This is a genomic window from Streptomyces griseorubiginosus (assembly GCF_001514195.1).
GTDB classification, from domain to species: domain Bacteria; phylum Actinomycetota; class Actinomycetes; order Streptomycetales; family Streptomycetaceae; genus Streptomyces; species Streptomyces griseorubiginosus.
Window position 1 is genome coordinate 1,169,494 of sequence record NZ_KQ948736.1, and the last position, 22,317, is coordinate 1,191,810.

A 22,317-nucleotide genomic window follows, 5' to 3' on the forward strand; every position below is an offset into this window, starting at 1 on the left:
TGCCGTGTTCCTGGCAGATACTCAGATGTCGGCACCCGACCGCGCCACCCGGCCCGCGGTGTCCGCCGAGCCTGAACCCCCCACGCAGTGGCATCGCGTCCTGACCCTGCTCGCGGACGTCAGCCTCCTCATCGGCACCCGCGAGGTGTGGACCCAGGCGGCCACCCACCGGATCGCCCTGGCCGCCGTCATCTCGCTCTGCTACGCCTCGATCCTCGTGTGCGGCGCGCTGGCCCTGGTGGTGCGCGGCCGGCGGTCCCTGGCCCGCGTGGACCTGTGCGTCCTGGTGACCGGCCTGACGCTGGCCCTGTGCACGTTCGCGCTGTTCCACCGCGGCTCGGACGAGTCCGTCCTCACCACCCAGGCCGCGCACGACCTGGCGGCCGGGCACGGGATCTACGGCCGCCCCTGGCCCTGGCTCTTCGGCGGCAAGGGCATCGCGCTCACCCCGACGGTCACGGGCGGCTACGACTACACGTACGGCTATCCCCCGCTCGCCCCGCTGCTCACCGCGCCGCTGCTCTGGCTCGGGCACGGCAGTCTGCCGGCCATCGCGATGAGCACGGGCGCGCTGCTCGTCGGCACGGTCGTGCTGTGGTGGCTGCTGCCGACGCCCTGGCGCTCGGCGGCGACGATGGCGTGCCTCGGGTTCTCGATGATCGAGATGTACGGCAGGCTCGGCTATCCCGCGATCCTGGCGCTGGCCCTGATGATCCCGGTGGTGGTGCGCTGGCCCCGGATCGGGCGGGGCGGGGGGCTGGGCCCGGCCGGGGTGGCGCAGGCGGCCTGTCTGGGAGCGGCGTGCGCGGCGCAGCAGCTGCCGTGGTTCCTCGCGCCGTTCCTGCTGGCCGGGATCTACGCCGTGCGGCGCGGGGAGCTCGGGGCGCGGGCGGCGGGCCTGGTGGTGCTGCGGCTCGCCGGGGTCGCCGCCGCCGTATGGCTGGCGCTGAACGCGTACTTCGTGGTGACCCAGCCGGTCGCGTGGCTGAAGGGGATCGCGCTGCCGCTGATCCAGGGAGCGGTGCTGCACGGCCAGGGACTGGTGGGCGTCTCGCTGTATCTCACGAACGGCAGCGACCGGCTGGACTGGTACGGGTACGCCAGTGTGCTGCTGCTCGCCGGTCTGCTGGCGCTGTCGGTGCTGTTCGTGCGCCGGCTCGGTCCGGCGGCGACCGTGCTGCCGTGGCTGGCGTTCTGGCTGGCGACGCGTTCGCAGGACGGCTACTACCTGATGATGACGCCGTTGTGGCTGGCGGCGGCGGTGACCGCGCCCGCGACGGAGTTCGCTGGGGCCTGGCAGCCGTTCGCACGGCGGCTCGGCGGGGCGAACCGGCGTCCCGCCCGGATCGCCGCGACCGTGCTGCTGCTGAGTCCGGCGCTGGCGAGCGCGGCGCTGGCGGCCACCGGCTCCCCGCCCCTGCGCCTGGAGCTCGCCGGGGTCCGGCACGACGCCCGGGCGCTCTCCCGGCTGACCGTGCGAGTGACCAACGCGGACGACGAGGCGCTCACGCCCCACTTCACCCTCACCCGGGGCCAGGGCATGTACCCGTACTTCACGGTGCTGCGGGGGCCGGCCACGCTGGCCGCCCACGCCACGGCCGTCTACGAACTGCGGCCGCCGGACGGGACGTACGCGCTGCCGCACAAGCACCAGCAGGTCCGGCTGCGCGTGTTCACCTCGTCGCCGCAGACGCTGTCGAGCGCCTACCTCACGCTGCCGACCGCTTGAAGCGGAGCGTGGCGTTGACCGTGGTCAGGCCGCGGATCATGCCCAGCTGGTTCCAGCCGAGACCGAACTGGTCGCGGTCGACGGTGAACTCGGCGTCGACCGTGACCGCGTCCGCGCTCGCCTCGCTGATCCGGCCGGTGAAGGACTGCGGGCGGCTGATGCCCCGCACGGTCAGCTGGCCCACCACGTGCACCTGGTCGCCGTCGCGCAGTTCGGCGCTGCGCACCGCGAAGGTGATCTCGGGGTGGTTCGCGGCGTCGAAGAAGTCGGCGCCGCGCAGGTGCTCGTCGCGCTTGGCGTTCTTGGTGTCGAGGGAGGCCGCGTCGAGGGTCACGGTGCCGACGGCGGATCCGTCGGCCCGCACCTCGCCCTGACCGTCCACGGTGGCGAAGGCGCCTTTGACCGTGACCAGGCCCCACATCGTCTTGTGCTTCAGGGCGACGGTGGTGGCGGTCCGGTCGAGCTGCCAGGTTCCGGTTTCGACGGCGACGGACATGGTTCCTCACTCAGGTAGTCCAAATTTGGATGACGACAGCACGCTAGCCGATTCTTCAAATTTGGACAACGGGTAGAATCGAAGCCATGGCCGACCACTCCGACTGTCCCTCCGCCGCGGGTGACGGACTCCTGCCCGCCGAGCTGCACGCCTGGATGCTGATGCTGGCCGCGACCGGCGCCGTGGAGCAGGAGCTGCGGGGCGTGGTCAAGGAACGGCTGGACGTCTCGCACGACGAGTTCCTGGTCCTGTGCCTGCTCGCCACGGGCCCCCGGGAGGGCCTGCGCATGACCCGGATCGCCGAGTTGCTGGGCCGCCCCAAGACCCGGCTCACCTACCAGATCGCCTGTCTCCAGCACGCCGGACTCGTCGCCCGCAAGTCGGTCTGCGGCGACAAGCGGGGCGTCGAGGTGGCGCTCACCGAGAAGGCGCGGAACCTCCTCGAGGAGGCGTCCGGCACCCTCGCCGAGACGGTCAAGGCGGCCCTGGCCCGGTTCATGGGCCCCGACCAGCGCGGGGCGCTGTGCGCCCTGATGCCGGAACTCGCCGAGGAGTCCAAGGCGGAGTAGTCAGCGGTGCGGTTGCGGGTACCCGGCCGGTGCCCGCGCCCGACCGAAGGAGGGGTTCATGGCGACCTCCGACCTGCCCGTTCCTGTCGTACGACGGCCCGACGCGCCCCCTCCGGACACCACGGATCTGGAGCGCGCGCTGCGCGAGCGGGTCGACGGCGAGGTCCGCTTCGACGCCGGGAGCCGGGCCGCGTACTCGACCGACGCCTCGAACTTCCGCCAGACCCCGATCGGCGTGGTCGTGCCGCGTACCCCGGAGGCGGCGGCGGAGGCGCTGGCCGTGGCCCGCGAGCACGACGCGCCGGTGCTGTCCCGGGGCGGCGGGACCAGCCTGGCCGGGCAGTGCACCAACACCGCCGTGGTGATCGACTGGTCGAAGTACTGCGACCGCGTGGAGTCCGTGGACGAGGACACCCGCACCTGTGTCGTCCAGCCGGGCATCGTCCTCGACCAACTCAACCGGCAACTCGCCCCGACCGGGCTGCGGTTCGGCCCCGAGCCGGCCACCCACGCCAACTGCACCATCGGCGGCATGATCGGCAACAACTCCTGCGGGGCCACCGCGCAGGCGTACGGCAAGGTCGTCGACAACATCGCCCGCCTGGAAGTGCAGTTGTACGACGGCACCCGGTTCTGGTGCGGACGGACCAGCGACGAGGAGTACGCCGAGATCGAACGGCAGGGAGATCTACGGGCCACCGTGTACCGGCGGTTGCGGGCCCTGCGCGACACCTACGGCGACGAGATCCGCGCCCGCTTCCCGGACATCCCGCGCCGGGTCTCCGGCTACAACCTCGACTCCCTGCTCCCGGAACACGGCTTCGACGTCGCCGGGTTGCTGGTGGGCAGCGAGTCCACCCTCGTCACGGTGCTGCGCGCGGAGCTGGAACTGGTGCCGGTCGTCAGGGAACGCACCCTGGTGGTCCTCGGGTTCCCCGACATCGAGACGGCCGCCGACGCCGTCCCCGCCATCCTGCCGTACGAGCCGATCGCACTGGAGGGCCTGGACGCGCGGCTGATCGAGGACGAGCGGATCAAGCGCCTCAACCCCAAGGCCCGCGCCGAACTCCCCGACGGCAATGCCTTCTTGATGGCGCAGTTCGGCGGACGGACCCACCAGGAAGCCGACGAGAACGCCCACCGCATGCTCGACGGCCTTCACGAGTCCGAGCACGATCCCGACGTCGCCTTCCTCGACGACCCGGCCCACGAACAGGAGTTGTGGCAGGTCCGCGAGGCCGGACTCGGCGCCACCGCGCACATCCCGGGCCGGCCCGACACCTTCGAGGGCTGGGAGGACTCCGCGGTCCCGCCCGCACGGCTCGGCGACTATCTGCGCCGACTGCGGTCCCTGTACGACGAGTTCGGCTACCTCAGCGACACCGGACCCAGTCTCTACGGCCACTTCGGCCACGGCTGTGTGCACACCCGGATCCCCTTCGACCTGTACACCGCCGAGGGAGTCGCCACCTACCGGCGGTTCATGGAGCGGGCCGCCGACCTGGTCGTCGAGTTCGGCGGCTCCCTGTCCGGTGAGCACGGCGACGGACAGAGCCGGGGCGAGCTGCTGCCCCGCATGTTCGGGGACCGGCTCGTCACCGCCTTCGGCGAGTTGAAGGCCGTCTTCGACCCGCTGGACCGGATGAACCCCGGCAAGGTGGTGGCGCCGTACCAGCTGGACGAGAACCTGCGGCTCGGCGGCGACTGGGCCCCCTACGACCCCCGCGAGCTGCACTTCCGCTTCCCGCACGACGGCGGGTCCTTCGCCGAGGCCGCCAACCGCTGTGTGGGGGTGGGGAAATGCCGTCAGCACACCACCGACGGCGGCGCGGTGATGTGCCCGTCCTACCAGGTCACCCACGAGGAGGAGCACTCCACGCGCGGACGGGCCCGGCTGCTGTTCGAGATGCTCGACGGACACGGCGACAGCCCGATCCGGGACGGCTGGCGCTCCGAGGCCGTCCGGGACGCCCTCGACCTGTGTCTCGCCTGCAAGGGCTGCAAGAAGGACTGCCCGGCCGACGTCGACATGGCCACCTACAAGGCGGAGTTCCTCTCCCACCACTACGAGGGCCGCTGGTGGCGCAGGCCCCGCGCGCACCTGTCGATGGGCTGGCTGCCCGCCGTCGCACAGCTGGTCGGACGCGCCCGGCTCGGGCCGCTCGTCAACGCGTTGACCCACACCCCGCCGCTGTCGAGGGCGGCCGTGGCGCTCGCCGGTGTGGAGAACCGCGAGGTGCCGCTGTTCGCCGGGGAGACCCTCCAGCAGTGGTTCGCCCGGCACGAGCCCTACGGGGACGGGGCGCGCGGCAGCGTCCTGCTGTGGCCGGACACCTTCACCAACCACTTCCACCCGCACATCGGCCGGGCGGCCGTGACCCTCATGGAGCACGCGGGCTGGCGGGTGGTCCTCCCCGAGGAGCCGCTGTGCTGCGGCCTGACCTGGATCTCGACCGGCCAACTGGCGACCGCGGAGAAGGTGTTGAGCCGGACCGTGCGCACGCTCGCCGAACATGTGCGGGCGGGCGGCCTGGTGGTCGGCCTGGAGCCCAGCTGCACGGCGGTGTTCCGCTCGGACGCCCCCGAGATGTTCCCCGGCGACCACGACGTACGGCGGCTGCGCGACCGGACGGTGACGCTCGCCGAACTGCTCACCGAGCACTCCCCCGGCTACGAGCCCCCGCACGTCCCCGACCGCTCCGCGAAGGCCCTCGCCCAGGTCCACTGCCACCAGCACGCGGTCCTGGACTGGCAGGCCGACCGGGAGCTCCTGCGCCGCGCCGGCGTCGACGCCGAGCAGCTGGACTCCGGCTGCTGCGGCCTCGCCGGCAACTTCGGCTTCGAACCGGGCCACCTGGAGGTCAGCGAGGCCTGCGCGGAGCGGGTCCTCCTCCCCCGCCTGCGGGAGGAGCCCCCGGAGACGGTGGTCCTGGCGGACGGCTTCAGCTGCCGCACCCAGATCCACGAGTTCGACAGCGGCGGCCACGAGGCGGTCCACCTCGCGGAACTCCTGGCAAGCGCGATCCCGGGAGCCCCGGGCAGCGCGTACGGCGTGACCCCGGGGGCGAGGCCGACGCCACCGAGCCGTAGAGCGAGGGCGCTGACTCTGACTGGAGCGGCTCTGGCGACCCTGGCCGTGGCTGGAACGACGGTACGGTTCCTTCGAAACAGGCGGTGACTGCATCTTCCTAAGGGGCGCGGGGAACTGCGCGACCAGCCACGGCGTACCCGCAGCCGCCCTCAGACCTCAGACCTCAGACCACCAGTTCCATCAGCGCCGTCCTGGCCCGCGCCACGCGAGACCGCACCGTCCCCACCGGACACCCACTCACCACCGCGGCCTCCGCGTACGACAACCCCAGCATCTGCGTGAGCACGAACGCCTCCCGCCGCTCGTCGGACAACGCCCCCAACAGATCGACCAGCTCTATCCCGTCCTCGAAGCCCGGCACACCGCGAGGCTGCGCCCGCTCCACCGCGGCCTGCCAGTCGGCACCGTCGTACCGGCGGGGCCGCACCGCCGCGTGCCGGAAGCCGTCGACCACCGCGCGGCGGGCGATGGACAGCACCCAGGCCCGCGCCGAGGACCGCCCCTCGAACCGGTGCAGACTGCCGAGCGCCCGCAGGAACGTGTCCTGGGCCAGGTCGTCCACGGCCTGGGGGTCGCCGCACAGGTGGGAGACATAGCGCAGCACGTCCCGGTGCAGGGCGCGCACGAAGTGGTCGACGGCGTCGGCGTCACCCGCGCGGGCTGCGAGCGCCCAGGCGGTCGCGGAGGCGTCGGCGGACTCACGCCGGGCGCGGAGGTCGTCGGGGGCGGGGTCAGGGGTAGGCGCAGGCGCAGGCAGGGTGGAAGTGATCACCAGGTGTCCTTCTCGGGTCAGCCGTGATCCGGAGCGCTCGGGCGCACAGGGGTGCGCGGCCCTCCGGTGAGGAAGCGGTCGTACGACGCCGCAGGGGCGGACGACCGAGGCCCGGGGCGCACAGGGGCGGCCCCGGGTCACCAGCTGTCGTCAGGCGACAGTCGTCCCCGGAGGCGGACCGCGATGGGTGATCGCGTGGACGAGAAGGACGAGCCGCGGCGCCCGCTCCGACCGGGCCCGGCGCGTCCGCACGCGCGGCCGGTGCGGGGTCGCGGGCAGGGCGAGCAGCAGCCGCAGCGGGGCGACCAGCCGTCCGGCCACGGCCCGCAGAATGCGGAACACGGCGCGTTCGCCGTACGCCAGCCAGAGGCCCGTGACCAGCGCGGCGATCAGGTGGGCCGCGTACATGCCGAAAGGCAGCCAGTACGCGAGGGCGTCGACGCCGGACGAGGCCCCCAGCTGGGCCGAGTCCATGGAGTCCATGCCGCTCGTGTGCATGGACTCCATGTGCATCGCGCCCATGTCCGGCGCTGCCGAAGTGGGCTGTGCGAGGGAGAAGGCCGTGTGGAGGGCCGTCTGGGCCGAGACGGCGACGGCGACGATCAGGGGCAGTCCGCGCTCACGGCCGGCCAGACACCAGCCCGCGCACCCGGTCACGACCAGGCCCGCGGCCAGCGTCCAGCCCGGCACGTGGGCGCCGGACATGAGGACGTGGCCCAGGGCGGCGAGCAGCACGCAGACGGCCGCGAACACCGCGGCCCGTAGCGTGCGGGAACACCACCCTGCTGTCATGGCGCCTCATCCTCCCATTCGGGCACCGAGAACCACCTGTGGGTACGGAAATCCACAGGTGACTGCTCACTTGGCGGCGCGGCTCCGTACGACGGCGAAGGCCCCGGCCGCGAGGCCGAGCACGCCCACGACCAGTCCGGCGGCACCGAGACCGCGGGCCGTGGAGTCGCTCGCCGAGGCCTTCGTGGTGGCTGGGGTGGCGGCCGAACCCTTCGTCGCCGTGCCGGAGGCGGTGGCCGACGTGAGCTTGAGGACGGGCGCCGGGTTCTCCGGTTCCTCGTCGCCCTTGGCGGCCTCCTCGATCCAGCGGACGACCTTGCCGTCGGAGTACGTCTGGAGGGTCTTGAAGGTCAACTCGGCGGTGTCGTCGGGGAGCTGGCCGAAGGCGACGTCGAAGTCCTCGTAGTGGCCCGGCGCGACCTTCCCGCCGGTCCAGGTGATCTCGGAGACCGCGTCGGTGATCGTGCCGTCGTCCGTCTTGACCGGCGTCTTGAGCTTGGTGTCGGTGACCGTGGCGGTCCAGCCGTCGTGCGGGGAGACCAGCACGCCGAGCAGCGGGTGGTCGGTGGGCAGGAACAGCTGGACCTTCGTGGTGCTCGCGGTGTCGCTCTCGTCGGGGACGCGGAAGCTGAGGACGCCGTCGGTGGCGCCCTTGGCGTAGCTGTCGGGGTGGACGGTGACGTGCGCGGAGGCGACTCCGGCGGCGGTCAGGAGCGCGGCGGCGGCGAGGGCGGTGCCGAGGCCGGCGCGGCGCAGGGCGGTGTGTGCTCGGGACATGGGTGAGGGATCTCCGTACCAGAGGAAGAGAGGTGTCAGATCGCGTACGGGATCGTCTTGGGCGGTCCGCGCCGGTGGACCGTGTGGCGGAGCAGGAGGGGGCGGGGCGTGCGGGTGCCGTGGTCGGGCGCCGGGGACGCGGGGTCCGGGGCGGCCGGCTCGCCGTAGCCCTGCCACCAGGCGGCGAGACCGGGCACCAGCGCGACGGAACGGCGCAGGAGCGACCACAGGGCGGCCTCGCCGCGCCGCAGCCACCAGGTCAGCAGGAGGGCGGCGGAGAGGTGGGCGGCGGTGGCGTGCGGGGTGACGGCGTGCGGCGGCGGGGGGGTGGTGTGGATCATCCGCATGCCGTGCATGGCCATGTGGACCTTGACCGTGTGCGGCATGGCCATGTGGGGCATCGCCATGCCCTGCCGGGTCGCCCTGGAGTGCGAGCCGGCCGCGCCGAAGGCCAGGTGCAGTCCGGCCTGGGAGGTGAGGGTCGCCGCGCCGATGGCTCCGAGCGAGCGTTCCCGGCCGCCGAGCAGCCAGCCGGCCACGAACACCGGCAGGAACCCGACCGCCTGGGCCCACACCGGCGGTGTCATGCCGGTGGCCAGGGTGTGTCCCCCGGCGGCCAGCAGCACGCACAACGCGGCGAACACCGCCGCGCGCAGGCTGCGGACCGCAGGGGATGCCCTCATGGCGACCGATACTCCCATGGGTGGTTCACCGCCCGTCCGGCGGTCCGGTCAGTAGATGTCCCGCACATAGCGCTTGTCGGTGGCGAGTTGCTTCACATAGGCCGCCGCGCCCGCCTCGTCCAGGCCGCCGTGCAGTGCCGCGATGTCCCTCAGCGCCCGGTCGACGTCCTTCGCCATGCGGGAGGCGTCGCCGCACACGTAGAAGTGGGCGCCGTCCTGGAGCCAGGACCACAGCAGCGGGCCGTGCTCACGCATCCGGTCCTGGACGTAGACCTTGGCGCGCTGGTCGCGGGAGAAGGCCGTGTCCAGGCGGGTGAGGGTGCCGTCGGCGAGGAAGGCGGCCAGCTCGTCCTCGTAGTAGAAGTCGGTCGCCCGGTGCTGTTCGCCGAAGAACAGCCAGGCGGGGCCCCGTCCGCCGAGGGCGCGGCGTTGTTCCAGGAAGCCGATGAAAGGGGCGACGCCGGTGCCGGGGCCGACCATGACCATCGGTGTGGCGGGATCGGCGGGCGGGCGGAAGTGCGGGGAGCGCTGGACATGCACCGGCACCGGGGTGCCCGCGGCGGCGTCGGCCAGGAAGGGTGAGCAGACGCCCTGGCGGGGCTTGCCGCGCAGGTTCTCGTAGCGCACGACGGAGACGGTGAGCGAAACGAGGTGCGGGTCGGTGAGGGGGCTGGACGAGATGGAGTACAGCCGCGGCTGGAGGCGTCCGAGGGTGCGCGCCCAGTCCTGCGGGGCGGCCTTGACGCCGTACTCGGTGATCACGTCCACGGCCTGCCGCCCCCAGCCCCACTTGGCCAGTTCGTCCTTGTTGTCGGGGCGCAGGAGCTTCTTCAACTCCCGTGGATCACGGGTGCGTTCGGCGACGAAGCGGAGCAGGGCGGGGGTGATCCTGGTGATGTCCAGGTGCCGTAGGAATGCCTCGCCGAGCGGGACCTCGCCCACGCCGTTCACGTCCACGGCGGCCGTCGCGTCGAGGCCGGTCACCGTCAGCCACTCCTCGACCAGCTCCGCCGAGTTGAGCGGCCGGATGCCGAGGGCGTCGCCGGCGTCGTACAGGAACGGGGTCTCGCCGGCCCCGGTGTCGAAGGTGAACCGCCGGACCTCCTTGCCGGCGCCGGGCAGGCTCAGGAGGCGGTTGCCGGTGAGGCGGGCGAGGACGGGGGCGGGCTTGCGCGGACGCGGGGCGACGGGGGCCGGAGCGGTCACGGCGGAGGGCACCGGGGGAAGGCCGCTGCGTATGAGGCCGGCCGGGACAGCCGACAGACCGGCCCCGGCACCCGGCATACGGACCTCGCCACCTGGCAGACCGGCCCCGGCACCTGGCAGACCGAGCTCAGCACCCGGCATACGTACCCCACCACCCGGAGGACTGGCCCCGGCACCCGGCACACGGACTCCGGCACTCGGGAGACCGACCCCGCCACCCGGCAGACCGGTCCCACCACCCGGCAGACCGACCCCACCCCCCGGCAGGCCGACATCGGCGCCCAGCAGACCGACCCCGCCCCCCGTGAGCCCGGTGGTGTCGGGCCCGGCCTCCGGAGCCGCACTCCCCTCCTCCCCCGCGAGTGCCGTCAGGACCTCGTCCAGCCAGCCGTGGGCCGCGTCCTCGAAGTCCGGTTCGCAGTCCGTGCGGGGCGCGAGCCGCAGTGCGCCCAGTTCACCGAGGCGTTGGTCGAGCCGGCGGCCGTGCCCGCAGAAGTCGTCGTACGACGAGTCGCCGAAGGCCAGGACGGCGTACCGCCGGCCCTCCAGGCGGGGGGTGCCGGGGTCGGCCAGGGTCTCCCAGAAGCCGCTGCCGTTGTCGGGGGCGTCGCCGTCGCCGAAGGTGCTGGTGATCAGCAACAGATCGGCGGAGGGCGGCAGTTGACCCAGGTCGGCCTGGTCCATGCCGACCAGGGAGGCGCTGTGCCCGACGGTGCTGAGGCGTTCGGCGGTGGCGGCCGCGAACTCCTCGGCCGTCCCCGTCTGCGAGGCCCACAGGATGACGACCTCACGGCGCGGGACCGTGCCCGACGAGAGGGTGGCCGAGGTCCGTGTGTCCGGCGCCTGTGTGGCGGCCGCCCGCGAGTACATCCCGGCGAGTGTGCCGTTGACCCACAAGGCGTGCTCGGGACGGAAGGGCGCGTCGGGAGGCAGGACCGGCACCCCGGGCGATCCCGCCGGGATCCCGGCGAGGAATCCGACCAGGTACTGGCGCTCCTGCGCGCTGAGAACGGGCGGCGGCGCGGGGTCGAGACCGAAGACCGACGCGGCCGCGGCCTCGACGGAAGCAGGCCCAGCCACCCCGACCGAGGCACCCCCAGCCACCCCAGCCACCCCGACCGAGGCACCCCCAGCCACGCCAGCCACCCCGACCGAGGCACCCCCAGCCACCGCAGCCACTTCGACGGAGGCACCCCCAGCCACCCCAGCCACCTCGGCAGAGACACCCTCAGCCGCCTCGACCGGAGCACCCCCGACCCCCGGAGGCCGCAGAGCAACCGGCACCGCCACCTTCGTCAGCGACACCGCGCACACCTTGAACTCCGGCTGGAACGACAGCGGATCGACCGCGTCGCTGGTCACCGCGTTGACGCTGAGGTACTCCCCGAAGAGGTCGTTCCAGTGGAAGGGCGCGAAGCAGCACCCCGGCCGTACCCGGTCCGTCACGACGGCGGGCAGCACGGCCCGCCCGCGCCGGGAGGCCACCTCGACGGAGTCGCCGTCGGCCACGCCCAGCGCCGCGGCGTCCTCGGGATGCAGCTCCACGAAGGGCCCGGGGTTCAGCTTGTTCAGCTTCGCCACCCTGGCCGTCTTGGTCAGCGTGTGCCACTGGTGCTGGAGCCGCCCGGTGTTCAGCACGAAGGGGTAGTCGTCGTCCGGCATCTCGGCCGGCGGGAGGTGCGGCCGGGCGAAGAAGACGCCCCGCCCGCTCGCCGTGGGGAAGCGGAGGGCGCCGTCCTCGTCCACGTAGCGGATGGGGTTCCGGTCGGGCCCGTCCTCGCTCGCCGCCGGCCACTGCACCGGCGTCGCGCGGAGCCGGTCGTAGGAGATGCCGCGCAGGTCCCAGCCGGTCTTCGGGTTCCAGGCCCGCTTGATCTCCTCGAAGACCTGCTCGGCGCTGTCGTAGGAGAAGCCCTTCTCGTAGCCCATCTCGCGGGCGACGGCGGCGATGATCCGCCAGTCCGCCATGGCCTCGCCGGGCGGGTCCACGACGGCCGGGGTCAGGGTGAGGTTGCGCTCGCTGTTGACGAAGACGCCGTCGCCCTCGGTCCACATCGCGCCGGGCAGCACGACGTCGGCGTACGCGTTGGTCTCGGTGTCGGCGAAGACGTCCTGCGTGACGACGAACTCGGCGGCCTCCAGGCCCTCGATGACGGTGCGGCGGCCCGCGACGGAGGCGACCGGGTTGGTGCAGATGATCCAGCAGGCCTTGATCTCGCCGTCGGCCATCTTCCGGAACATCTCGACGGTGCCCTTGCCGACGCCGTCGGCGCGCAGGGTGTCCGGGGGCAGCTCCCAGAGGTCCTCGACGAAGGCCCGCTCCTCGTCGACGAGGACGGACCGCTGGCCGGGCAGGCCCGGTCCCATGTAGCCCATCTCGCGGCCGCCCATGGCGTTGGGCTGACCGGTGAGGGAGAAGGGGCCGCTGCCGGGGCGGCAGATCGCGCCGGTCGCCAGGTGGAGGTTGACCAGGGCGTTGGTGTTCCAGGTGCCGTGCGTGGACTGGTTGAGGCCCATGGTCCACAGGCTCATCCACTCACCGGCCGCGCCGATGAGCCGCGCGGCCTCCCGGATGTCCTCCTCGGCGAGGCCGGTCGTCTCGGCCACCGCGGCGGGCGGGTAGTCGGCGAGGAACTCCGGCATCGCCTCCCAGCCCTCGGTGTGGGCGGCGATGAAGTCGGGGTCGGTGTCGCCGTTCGCGTGCAGGAGGTGCAGCAGCCCGTTGAGGAGGGCGAGGTCGGTGCCCGGCCTGATCTGGAGGAACAGGTCGGCCTTGGCCGCGGTGGCGGTGCGTCGCGGGTCGACGACGATCACCTTGGCGCCCGAGGCCTTGACCCGCTCCATCATGCGCAGGAAGAGGATGGGGTGGCAGTCGGCCGTGTTGGAGCCGATGACGAGGAAGAGGTCGGCCCTGTCGAAGTCCTGGTACGAGCCGGGTGGGCCGTCCGCGCCGAGGGAGAGCTTGTAGCCGGTGCCGGCGCTGGCCATGCACAGCCGGGAGTTCGACTCGATCTGGTTGGTGCGCAGGAAGCCCTTGGCGAGCTTGTTGGCCAGGTACTGCGCCTCCAGGCTCAGCTGCCCGGACACGTAGAGGGCGACCGCGTCGGGGCCGTGCTCGTCGACGATCTCCCGCAGCCGCCGGGCCGTCTCGGTGATCGCCGTGCCGACGGACTCGGCCACCGGCTCCTCGCCGCGCTCGGGCCGTACCAGGGCCGTGGTCAGGCGGCCGGGCGCGGCGAGCATGTCGGCGGTGGTCGCGCCCTTGGTGCAGAGCTTGCCGAAGTTGGCGGGGTGCTCCTTGTCGCCGGAGGCCTTCAGGACCGTACGGCGGCCGTCCGGGCCCCGCCCGATGTCGAGCACCAGGCCGCAGCCGACGCCGCAGTACGAGCAGACCGTCCGCACCACGGGCACGCCTCCTGAGCTCGACGACTCGATCTCCGTCGACCGTACGAAACGGCCATTACGCAGATGTCTCCCGAGCCGTTCACCAGGAGTTACACCGCCCGCACACCCGACAGGGGACCCTTGTGAGCGCCTTGGGGGCCGCAGTGCGACGCGACACAGAATTGGAACAGTTCCATTTCTTGAACCATTCAGGTTTATGAGGGTAGGTTGGTCCCCATGACCGCCCCCCAGCCTCCGAACACCGCCGACGAGCTGCGCGGTGCCGGCCTGCGGGTGACGGCCGCGCGCGTCGCACTGCTCGAGACCGTCCGGGCCGGTGACCACCTCCCCGTCGACGCGATCGCCACGAAAGTGCGCGACCGTCTCGGCCACATATCGCTCCAGGCCGTCTACGAGGCCCTGCACTCGCTCACCGCGGCGGGTCTCGTGCGCCGCATCGAGCCGCCGGGCAGCCCGGCCCGGTTCGAGGGGCGGGTCGGGGACAACCACCACCACCTGGTCTGCCGGTCGTGCGGGGCCGTCGTCGACGTCGACTGTGCCGTCGGTCACGCGCCCTGCCTGACAGCCTCCGACGACCGCGGCTTCTCGATCGACGAGGCCGAGGTCATCTACTGGGGCCTGTGCCCCGCCTGTTCCCCCCGAGCCGTTACTTCAGCTTCAGCTCTGTGATCCACCCCGTTCGGAAGGACCTCCATGTCTGAGAACCACGACGCAATCGTCACCGACTCCAAGCCCGAGGGCACCGGTGGCTGCCCGGTCGCGCACGGGCGCGCCGCGCACCCCACCCAGGGCGGCGGCAACCGCCAGTGGTGGCCGGAGCGACTGAACCTGAAGATCCTCGCCAAGGACCCGGTCGTCGCGAACCCGCTCGGCGCGGACTTCGACTACGCCCAGGCCTTCCAGGCCCTCGACCTGGACGCCGTGAAGCGGGACATCGCCGAGGTGCTCACCACCTCGCAGGACTGGTGGCCCGCCGACTTCGGCAACTACGGCCCGCTGATGATCCGCATGGCCTGGCACAGCGCCGGCACCTACCGCATCAGCGACGGCCGCGGCGGTGGCGGTCGTGGCCAGCAGCGCTTCGCGCCGCTGAACAGCTGGCCGGACAACGGCAACCTGGACAAGGCCCGCCGTCTGCTGTGGCCGGTGAAGAAGAAGTACGGCCAGTCCATCTCCTGGGCCGACCTCATGATCCTCACCGGCAACGTCGCCCTGGAGACCATGGGCTTCGAGACCTTCGGCTTCGGCGGCGGCCGCGCCGACGTCTGGGAGGCCGACGAGGACGTCTACTGGGGCCCCGAGACCACCTGGCTGGACGACCAGCGCTACACAGGCGACCGTGAGCTGGAGAACCCGCTCGGCGCCGTCCAGATGGGCCTCATCTACGTCAACCCCGAGGGCCCCAACGGCAACCCGGACCCGCTGGCCGCGGCCCGCGACATCCGTGAGACCTTCCGCCGCATGGCGATGAACGACGAGGAGACCGTCGCCCTCATCGCCGGTGGCCACACCTTCGGCAAGACCCACGGCGCCGGCCCCGCCGACCACGTCGGCAACGACCCCGAGGCCGCCTCCCTGGAGGAGCAGGGCCTGGGCTGGAAGTCCACCTACGGCACCGGCAAGGGCGGCGACGCCATCACCTCCGGTCTCGAGGTCACCTGGACCACCAAGCCGACCCAGTGGAGCAACGACTTCTTCGACATCCTCTTCGGCTACGAGTGGGAGCTCACCGAGTCCCCCGCCGGCGCCAAGCAGTGGGTGGCCAAGGACTCCGAGGAGATCATCCCGGACGCCCACGACGCCTCGAAGAAGCGCCGGCCCACGATGCTCACCACGGACCTCTCGCTGCGCTTCGACCCGATCTACGGCGAGATCTCCAAGCGCTTCCACGAGAACCCGGACCAGTTCGCGGACGCCTTCGCCCGCGCCTGGTACAAGCTGACCCACCGTGACCTGGGCCCGAAGTCCCTGTACCTCGGCCCGGAGGTCCCGTCGGAGACCCTGCTGTGGCAGGACCCGCTGCCGCAGGCCGAGGGCGAGGTCATCGACGCCGCCGACATCGCGGCCCTGAAGGCCAAGGTCCTGGAGACCGGCCTCACGGTCTCGCAGCTCGTGTCGACCGCGTGGGCCTCGGCGTCCACCTTCCGCGGCAGCGACAAGCGCGGCGGCGCCAACGGCGCCCGCATCCGCCTGGAGCCGCAGCGCGGCTGGGAGGTCAACGACCCCGAGCAGCTCGCCCAGGTCCTGCGGGTCCTGGAGGGCGTCCAGGCCGAGTTCAACACCGGTGCCAAGAAGGTCTCCCTGGCCGACCTGATCGTCCTCGCGGGTGCCGCGGCGGTCGAGAAGGCCGCCAAGGACGCCGGCGTCGCGGTGGAGGTCCCCTTCACCCCGGGCCGTGTGGACGCGACCGAGGAGCACACCGACGTCGAGTCCTTCGCCGCGCTGGAGCCGGTCGCGGACGGCTTCCGCAACTACCTCGGCAAGGGCAACCGCCTCCCCGCCGAGTACCTGCTGCTGGACCGCGCCAACCTGCTCACCCTGAGCGCCCCCGAGATGACCGTCCTCGTCGGCGGTCTGCGCGTCCTCGGCGCCAACCAGGGCGGCACCGCCCACGGCGTCTTCACCGACCGCCCGGGCGTCCTGAGCAACGACTTCTTCGTCAACCTGCTCGACCTGGGCACGACGTGGAAGTCCACCTCGGAGGACCAGACGGCGTTCGAGGGCCGGGACGCGGAGACCGGCAAGCTGAAGTGGACCGGCACCCGTGCCGACCTGGTCTTCGGCTCCAACTCCGAGCTGCGCGCCCTCGCCGAGGTCTACGCGAGCGACGACGCCAAGGAGAAGTTCGTGAAGGACTTCGTCGACGCGTGGGTCAAGGTCTCGAACCTGGACCGCTTCGACCTGGTCTGAGCGTCCGCGTGAAACAGGGGCCGGTCCTGGTGGACCGGCCCCTGTGCCATGTCTAAGTCAGCGTGGCCAGGAACTTCCCCAGCCGCGCGATGCCTTCGCTCAACTCCTCGGCCGAGGCCGCGTAGGACAGCCGTACATGCGTGTCCGCGGTGCCCACCCCGAAGTCCCGCCCCGGGGTGAGCGCGACCTGGGCCTCCTCCAGCGCCTGTCCGCAGAACTCCCACGAGGTGAGCCCGGTGCCGCTGACGTCGAAGTAGACGTAGAACGCCCCGTCGGGCGGCACCGGCACCGGCAGCCCGATCTGCGCGAGCCCGTCCAGCACCAGCGTCCGCCGCCGCCCGAACTCGGCCCGCCGCTCCTCGCACACGGCGAGCGACTCGGGCGTGAAGCACGCGAGCGCGGCGTACTGGGCGGGGGTGGAGGCGCAGATCATGTAGTTCTGGGCCAGCCGCTCCAGGGCCGGCACCAGCGCCTCGGGCACCACGCACCAGCCCAGCCGCCAGCCGGTCATGCCGAAGTACTTCGAGAAGCTGTTGATCACGACCGCTTCCTGGTCGTACGACAGCACACTGCGCGGCGGCCGCCCGTGCTCGTCGTGGTCGCCGAGGTCGAGGTAGATCTCGTCGACGATCCGCCACGCGTCCCGCTCCCGGGCGAGCGCGCAGATCGCGGCCAGCTCGTCGGCCGGTACGGAGGTGCCGGTCGGGTTGGAGGGGCTGGCGACCATGATCCCGCGGGTGCGGTCGGTCCAGTACGACCCGACGGTGGCCGCATCCAGCTGGTACCGCGACTCCGCGCTGGTGGGCACGAGACCGACCCGTGCGCCGAAGCTCTCGGCGATCTGCCGGTTGCAGGGGTAGGAGGGGTCGGCGATGAGCACCTCGTCCCCGGGATCGACGAGCGCGGCGGCACCCAGCACCAGCGCGGCCGACGCCCCGGCGGTGACGACGACCCGGGCCGGATCGACGTCGACGCCGTGCCGCTCACCGTAGAACCGCGCGATGGCCAGCCGCAGTTCGGGCAGCCCGAGCGCCCCGGTGTAGCTCATGGGCCGGCTGCCCACGACGTCCCGCATCGCCTCGACCACGGCCGGCGGCGCCCCGAAGTCCGGTTCCCCCAGGCTGAGTTTGACGACGTGCCGCCCCGCGGCCTCCAGCGCCGCGGCATGCTTGCCGAACTCCATGGCGTAGAACGGCGCGACGGACCGAGCCCGCTGCGAGATCCTCATACGGTCGGCCTCCCGGGGTCATCGAAGCACGTCGAACTATACGAGGCCGGGCAAAGGAGCAGGTCAGACATGTCCTGGCCGGACGGGCCCGGCGTGGGTCTCAAGCCCCCGCGTTCAGCAGGCCGGCCAGTACGTCGGGGCGCTCCAGGGCGATGAAGTGGCCGGCCCGGGGGATCTGGGTGAAGTCGGCGCCGGGAAGCAGCCGCCGGTCGGCGTCCCGGTCCGAGGGGCGGGACCAGTCCTTCTCGCCGTAGACGAGGTGGACGGGCGCCTGGACCTCGGGGTAGCGGGAGCGGGCCTCGATGAGGCTCGGCAGGGCCTGGTAGACGGCCCGGGCGACGGTCGGGTAGCCGGGGCGGGCGCCCACCTGGAGGAGTTCGTCCACGTAGTCCTCCCGCAGCGCGCTCCTGTCGCCGAGGCCGCCGCGAAGGATCGCGCGCAGGGCGGGCCTGGGTTCCACGGCGGCGATCACGGGGCCCACCCCGGGCGCGAGAACCCCGCTGACCACGACCCGGGCGAGGAGGCCGGAGCGGGCGATGCCGCCGCGGAAGTCGTAGGCGTTGACCGCGACCACGCGACGGACCCGCTCGGGGAGACCGGCCGCGGTGGTCAGGGCGAGCACCGCGCCCATGGACTCCCCGGCCAACGTCACGTCGTGGAGGTCGAGTTCGGTGAGAAGCCGTTCGACACCGGCACGCATCGCCGGCTCGTCGTACGACGCACCGGGCACGATCTCGGAGTAGCCCATCCCCGGCAGGTCGAGGGCGTACACGGTGTAGCGGTCGGAGATCAACGGGATGAGCGAGCGGAAGTGCTCGGCCTGAGTGCGCACGGTGTGCAGCAGGACCAAGGGGGCGCCGGTGCCCGCCTTGAGGTAGCGCAGCGTTCCCTCGTGGGCGCCGCGCGGGGGGACAGTGTGCTCGGTGGTCCCCGGAATGTGGATCGTGGGGCGTGGTTCCCGGCTGGGCATCTCGCCGTCTCCTTCTGCGTAGGGGGTCAGCAACACGCCCTCTTCGGAGCATGCGAAACCGATCGGTTTCCCGCATTGTAAACCGATCGGTTTCCTGCGGCGGGATTTCGCGTTAACCTCGCCTCATGACCACCGAGACGACGCCCGGCTCCCGAGAGCGCCTGCTGGAGGCAGCGGCCGCGCTGACCTACCGCGAGGGCGTCAGCGTGGGCGTCGACGCCCTGTGCAGGGCGGCGGGAGTGTCCAAGCGCTCCCTGTACAAACTGTTCGAGAGCAAGGGCGAATTGCTGGCGGCGAGCCTGGAGGAACACGCCTCCGCCCAGGTGACGGCACTCTTTCCCGAGGCAGACGACACCCGCCCGCCCCGCGAACGGATCCTGCGCGTCTTCGAACAGACGGAGGCGCAGGCGAGCGACCACGGCTTCCAGGGCTGCCGCTACCTCGCCGTGCAGATCGAGCTCAAGGACCCGAACCACCCCGCGAGCCGGGCGGCCCACCGGATCAAGGAGAACCTGACGGCCTTCTTCCGCACCGAGGCCGAACGGGGCGGAGCGAACGACCCGGACCTGCTGGCCCGCCAACTGATGCTGGTCTTCGACGGCGCCGGCGCCCGCGCGGGCATCGACGCCGACACACGCGGCGGACTGGTCATCCCCACGGTGACGACCCTGCTCGACGCGGCGAACATGCGCTGACGCGCGAGCCTGCGCCCTGGCTCGGAAGCCGAGCGGGAAACCGATCGGTCTTCACCCCGTCCGCTCCGGGTAACCTCGCCGTATGACCACCGAAGTGAAGAGCCCCAGGGAGCGGCTGCTGGAGGCGGCGGCCACACTCACCTACCGGAACGGCGTCAGCATCGGTGTCGAGGCGCTGTGCAAGGCGGCCGGCGTGTCGAAGCGCTCCATGTACCAGCTGTTCGGCAGCAAGGACGAACTCCTGGCAGTGAGCCTGAAGGAGCGGGCCTCCGCCTACGTGGCCACGTACCTGCCCCCGGCGGACGACGGCCGCTCACCGCGCGAGCGCATCCTGCACGTCTTCGCACAGGTGGAGACGCAGGCGGCGACGCCCGACTTCTACGGCTGTCCGTTCCTGGCCGTGCAGGTCGAACTCAAGGACCAGGACCACCCGGCGAGCCAGGTGGCCCACCAGGTCAAGGCGAACCTGACGTCCTTCTTCCGCACCGAGGCCGAACAGGGCGGCGCGAGCGACCCCGATCTGCTGGCCCGGCAGCTCAGCCTGGTCTTCGACGGCGCGAGCGCTCGCGCGGGCATCCAGGCGGACACCCTGCCGGGGCTCGTCGCCCCCACCGTGACCACGTTGCTCGACGCGGCGGGCGTGCGCTGAACCATCCAGCACACCCATCCATCCCGACATCCAGCCGTCCCGCCATCCCGACATCCAGCCATCCCCGCGGACCGTCGGGATGCGCCGCGCCCCTACTTGCCGAGCTGCTCGTACAGCCCCGCCAGGTCGCCCGCCAGCCCCGCCTTGACGTGACGTGAGATGTCGTCGGCGAGCACCTCGTACGCCCCGGTCTCGACACCGTCGAGGGCGAGCGCGGCCACGTCACGGGGGTCGGACTTGGGGGCGTCGACGCCGGACGCGAGGTCGGTGTCGACGTAACCGACGTGCAGACCGGTGACGTCGATGCCGCGCGGCTGGAGCTCCAGGCGCAGGGAGTTGGTCTGCGACCAGAGCGCGGCCTTGGAGGCGCTGTAGGAACCGCCGAGCGCGATCCAGGAGAGCACGGAGTGCACGTTGAGCAGGTGACCGCCGCCGTTGCGCTCGATGATCGGCACGAAGGCCCGGGTGAGCAGGAGCGGGCCGTAGAAGTTGGTCTCGAACTCCCGGCGTACGTCGTCGACCGGGGAGTCGAGGAAGGACGCGCCGACGACGGCACCGGCATTGTTGATGAGGACGGTGACATCGCCGGCCTGCGCGGCGGCCGCGGCCACCGAGGCCGGGTCGGTGACCTCCAGCGCCACCGGGACCGCGTCCGGGTGCGTGACGGTGCGCGGATCGCGGGCCGTGGCGTAGACCTTGCCGGCCCCGCGCGCGTACAACTCCTCCACCAGCGCCTTGCCGATACCGCGGCTGCCGCCGGTGACGAAGACGTTGGCGCCCTTGAGAGCGGTCATGACTGAACCTCCACAGACAGGAAACCGATCGGTTTCCAGTAGCGTAAACCGATCGGTTTCCCCAGGCAAGCCCGGCCGTGCATGGATCTCCCACCCCGACGACCACTCAGCCACCACAAACGAAAAGGACGCGCCCGTCGGTGACGGACGCGCCCTCGGCACGGATCTACGGCAGCTCAGGAACCCTTCCCCACCGGCTCCAGAACCGCCACGCACTCCACGTGATGCGTCATCGGAAACAGATCGAACACCCGAAGCGTCCGCACCCGGTACCCGCCGTCACGGAAGTACGCCAGGTCCCGCGCCAGCGCGGCCGGGTCGCACGCGACGTACGCGATGCGCCGCGCCCCCAGGGACGACAGGTGCTGCACCGTCTTGCGGCCCGCCCCCGCCCGCGGCGGGTCCAGGACGATCAGGTCGACCTCGGTGATACCCGTCCGCGGCAGGACGCTCTCGACCTTGCCCTGCTCGATGCGGACCCGGTCGAAGTCGGCGAGGTTGTGCCGGGCGTCCTCGACCGCGCGCTTGCCCGACTCGATGCCGAGCACCGCGCCCTGGTCGCCGAGCCGGTCGGCCAGCGCGCCCGCGAACAGGCCGACACCGCAGTACAGGTCGAGCGCCATCTCGCCCTTGCGCGGCAGCAGGCCCTGCATGACGGCCTTCACCAGGGTGTCGGCCGCCTGCGGGTGCACCTGCCAGAAGCCGCCGCTGCCCACCCGGTGGGTGCGCCCGTCGGCACGCTCGCGCACGAACGCACGGCCGTGGACGCGGTGGACGCCGCCGTCCTTCTCCTCGACCCGCATGACGGAGACCGGCTTGTCGAGTTCCACGAGGGGCAGCCGGGCGCCCGGCCGGGGCTCCAGGATGACCATGCGGTCCTGCGACCCTGTCGCCGCGATCGCCTCCACCGACGCCATCCCCGACCAGTCGCGCTCCTCGATGCCCAGCTCGCTCACGCCCGGCGCGGCGATCATGCAGTGCTCGATCGGCTCGACCTCGTGCGAACGGTGGCGGCGCAGGCCCGCGTTGCCGTCGGCGTCCACCGCGTACTGCACGCGTGTGCGCCACGCGGGTACCTCGCCCGCCGGCAGCTTGTCGCCCTCGGCCGGCATCACGGTGCCGTCCCAGCCGGCCTCCTCGGGGGTGAGGCCCGCGAGCCGCTTCAACTGCTCGGCGACCACCTCGCCCTTGAGGCGTCGCTGCGCTCCCGGCTTGGCGTGCTGCCAGTCGCAGCCGCCGCAGCGGCCGGGACCGGCGTAGGGACAGGGCGCCTCGATGCGGTCCTTGGACGCCTCAAGGACCGTCACGGCGTCGGCGCGCAGGAACCGCGCGCCCTCCTCACCCTCGGTCACCCGGGCCACCACCCGCTCACCGGGCAGGGTGTGCCGCACGAACAGCACCTGGCCGTCGGTCGTCCGGGCGATGCAGTGCCCGCCGTGGGCGACCGGGCCGACCTCGACCTCGAACTCCGTCCCCACCAGCGATTTCTTCGGTTCTGCCTGCATGGCGGGGTGACTCCAAAATGGTGAGGGACACGCGTCCGCGACAGTG

General features: G+C 72.1%; 17 protein-coding genes. 7 read left to right on the forward strand and 10 right to left on the reverse strand.

The window, feature by feature from the left end; translation table 11 throughout:
• The first annotated feature begins 25 nt into the window (after positions 1-25).
• Complete coding sequence (locus AQJ54_RS17770) at positions 26-1,729, forward strand: hypothetical protein (protein ID WP_062238423.1); 1,704 nt, start codon at positions 26-28, stop codon at positions 1,727-1,729.
• Here AQJ54_RS17770 and AQJ54_RS17775 read toward each other — a convergent pair.
• Positions 1,710-2,225, reverse strand: coding sequence for a YceI family protein (locus tag AQJ54_RS17775; RefSeq protein ID WP_062238424.1), 516 nt, complete (start codon positions 2,223-2,225; stop codon positions 1,710-1,712). The two genes, AQJ54_RS17770 and AQJ54_RS17775, sit on opposite strands and share 20 nt — an antisense overlap.
• An 86-nt stretch (positions 2,226-2,311) precedes the next feature.
• Between AQJ54_RS17775 and AQJ54_RS17780 the strand changes: the two genes are divergently transcribed.
• Both AQJ54_RS17780 and AQJ54_RS17785 read left to right on the forward strand, forming a co-directional pair.
• Positions 2,312-2,794 (forward strand): MarR family winged helix-turn-helix transcriptional regulator, encoded by a 483-nt coding sequence (locus tag AQJ54_RS17780; RefSeq protein ID WP_062238426.1) that lies wholly within the window; start codon positions 2,312-2,314, stop codon positions 2,792-2,794.
• Between the two features lie 58 nt (positions 2,795-2,852).
• Positions 2,853-5,972: an FAD-binding and (Fe-S)-binding domain-containing protein gene (locus tag AQJ54_RS17785; protein WP_062238428.1), complete on the forward strand. Its 3,120-nt coding sequence runs from the start codon at positions 2,853-2,855 to the stop codon at positions 5,970-5,972.
• A gap of 76 nt (positions 5,973-6,048) precedes the next feature.
• On the opposite strand, the gene AQJ54_RS17790 is transcribed toward AQJ54_RS17785, so the two are convergent.
• From AQJ54_RS17790 to AQJ54_RS17810, 5 genes are all read right to left on the reverse strand, one after another.
• Positions 6,049-6,657 carry a sigma-70 family RNA polymerase sigma factor gene (locus tag AQJ54_RS17790; RefSeq protein WP_062238430.1) on the reverse strand — a complete coding sequence of 203 codons (609 nt, stop codon included), beginning with the start codon at positions 6,655-6,657 and terminating at the stop codon, positions 6,049-6,051.
• A gap of 150 nt (positions 6,658-6,807) precedes the next feature.
• Positions 6,808-7,449 (reverse strand): hypothetical protein, encoded by a 642-nt coding sequence (locus tag AQJ54_RS17795; RefSeq protein WP_062238432.1) that lies wholly within the window; start codon positions 7,447-7,449, stop codon positions 6,808-6,810.
• Between the two features lie 66 nt (positions 7,450-7,515).
• Positions 7,516-8,226, reverse strand: a complete 711-nt coding sequence (locus AQJ54_RS17800) for a YcnI family protein (RefSeq protein ID WP_062238434.1) — start codon at positions 8,224-8,226, stop codon at positions 7,516-7,518.
• Positions 8,227-8,261: 35 nt separating this feature from the next.
• Positions 8,262-8,909, reverse strand: coding sequence for a hypothetical protein (locus AQJ54_RS17805; RefSeq protein ID WP_062238435.1), 648 nt, complete (start codon positions 8,907-8,909; stop codon positions 8,262-8,264).
• A gap of 48 nt (positions 8,910-8,957) precedes the next feature.
• Positions 8,958-13,520 (reverse strand): bifunctional nitrate reductase/sulfite reductase flavoprotein subunit alpha, encoded by a 4,563-nt coding sequence (locus AQJ54_RS17810; protein WP_079069888.1) that lies wholly within the window; start codon positions 13,518-13,520, stop codon positions 8,958-8,960.
• A 216-nt stretch (positions 13,521-13,736) separates the two neighbouring features.
• Here AQJ54_RS17810 and AQJ54_RS17815 point away from each other — a divergent pair, with 216 nt between their 5' ends.
• Both AQJ54_RS17815 and katG read left to right on the forward strand, forming a co-directional pair.
• On the forward strand, positions 13,737-14,189 hold the full coding sequence (locus AQJ54_RS17815) for a Fur family transcriptional regulator (RefSeq protein WP_062238705.1): 453 nt from the start codon (positions 13,737-13,739) through the stop codon (positions 14,187-14,189).
• A gap of 24 nt (positions 14,190-14,213) precedes the next feature.
• Positions 14,214-16,430: a catalase/peroxidase HPI gene (gene katG, locus AQJ54_RS17820; protein ID WP_062022439.1), complete on the forward strand. Its 2,217-nt coding sequence runs from the start codon at positions 14,214-14,216 to the stop codon at positions 16,428-16,430.
• Between the two features lie 52 nt (positions 16,431-16,482).
• Here the strand turns inward: katG and AQJ54_RS17825 are convergent, their stop codons facing one another.
• The gene (locus tag AQJ54_RS17825; protein ID WP_062238437.1) at positions 16,483-17,658 is read right to left on the reverse strand and encodes a pyridoxal phosphate-dependent aminotransferase; all 1,176 of its coding nucleotides are present in this window, start codon (positions 17,656-17,658) and stop codon (positions 16,483-16,485) included.
• Positions 17,659-17,758: 100 nt separating this feature from the next.
• Positions 17,759-18,628, reverse strand: a complete 870-nt coding sequence (locus AQJ54_RS17830; RefSeq protein WP_062238439.1) for an alpha/beta fold hydrolase — start codon at positions 18,626-18,628, stop codon at positions 17,759-17,761.
• A 125-nt stretch (positions 18,629-18,753) separates the two neighbouring features.
• On the opposite strand from AQJ54_RS17830, the gene AQJ54_RS17835 reads away from it, so the two are divergent.
• Positions 18,754-19,323 (forward strand): TetR/AcrR family transcriptional regulator, encoded by a 570-nt coding sequence (locus AQJ54_RS17835; protein WP_062238441.1) that lies wholly within the window; start codon positions 18,754-18,756, stop codon positions 19,321-19,323.
• 82 nt (positions 19,324-19,405) lie between these two features.
• Entirely contained in the window at positions 19,406-19,972 is a 567-nt protein-coding gene (locus AQJ54_RS17840; protein ID WP_062238443.1) for a TetR/AcrR family transcriptional regulator, read from the forward strand.
• A gap of 92 nt (positions 19,973-20,064) precedes the next feature.
• On the opposite strand, the gene AQJ54_RS17845 is transcribed toward AQJ54_RS17840, so the two are convergent.
• Together AQJ54_RS17845 and AQJ54_RS17850 are read right to left on the reverse strand one after the other, a co-directional pair.
• Positions 20,065-20,766 (reverse strand): SDR family oxidoreductase, encoded by a 702-nt coding sequence (locus AQJ54_RS17845; RefSeq protein ID WP_062238446.1) that lies wholly within the window; start codon positions 20,764-20,766, stop codon positions 20,065-20,067.
• Between the two features lie 176 nt (positions 20,767-20,942).
• Positions 20,943-22,271 (reverse strand): class I SAM-dependent RNA methyltransferase, encoded by a 1,329-nt coding sequence (locus AQJ54_RS17850; RefSeq protein WP_062022457.1) that lies wholly within the window; start codon positions 22,269-22,271, stop codon positions 20,943-20,945.
• Positions 22,272-22,317 lie beyond the last annotated feature (46 nt).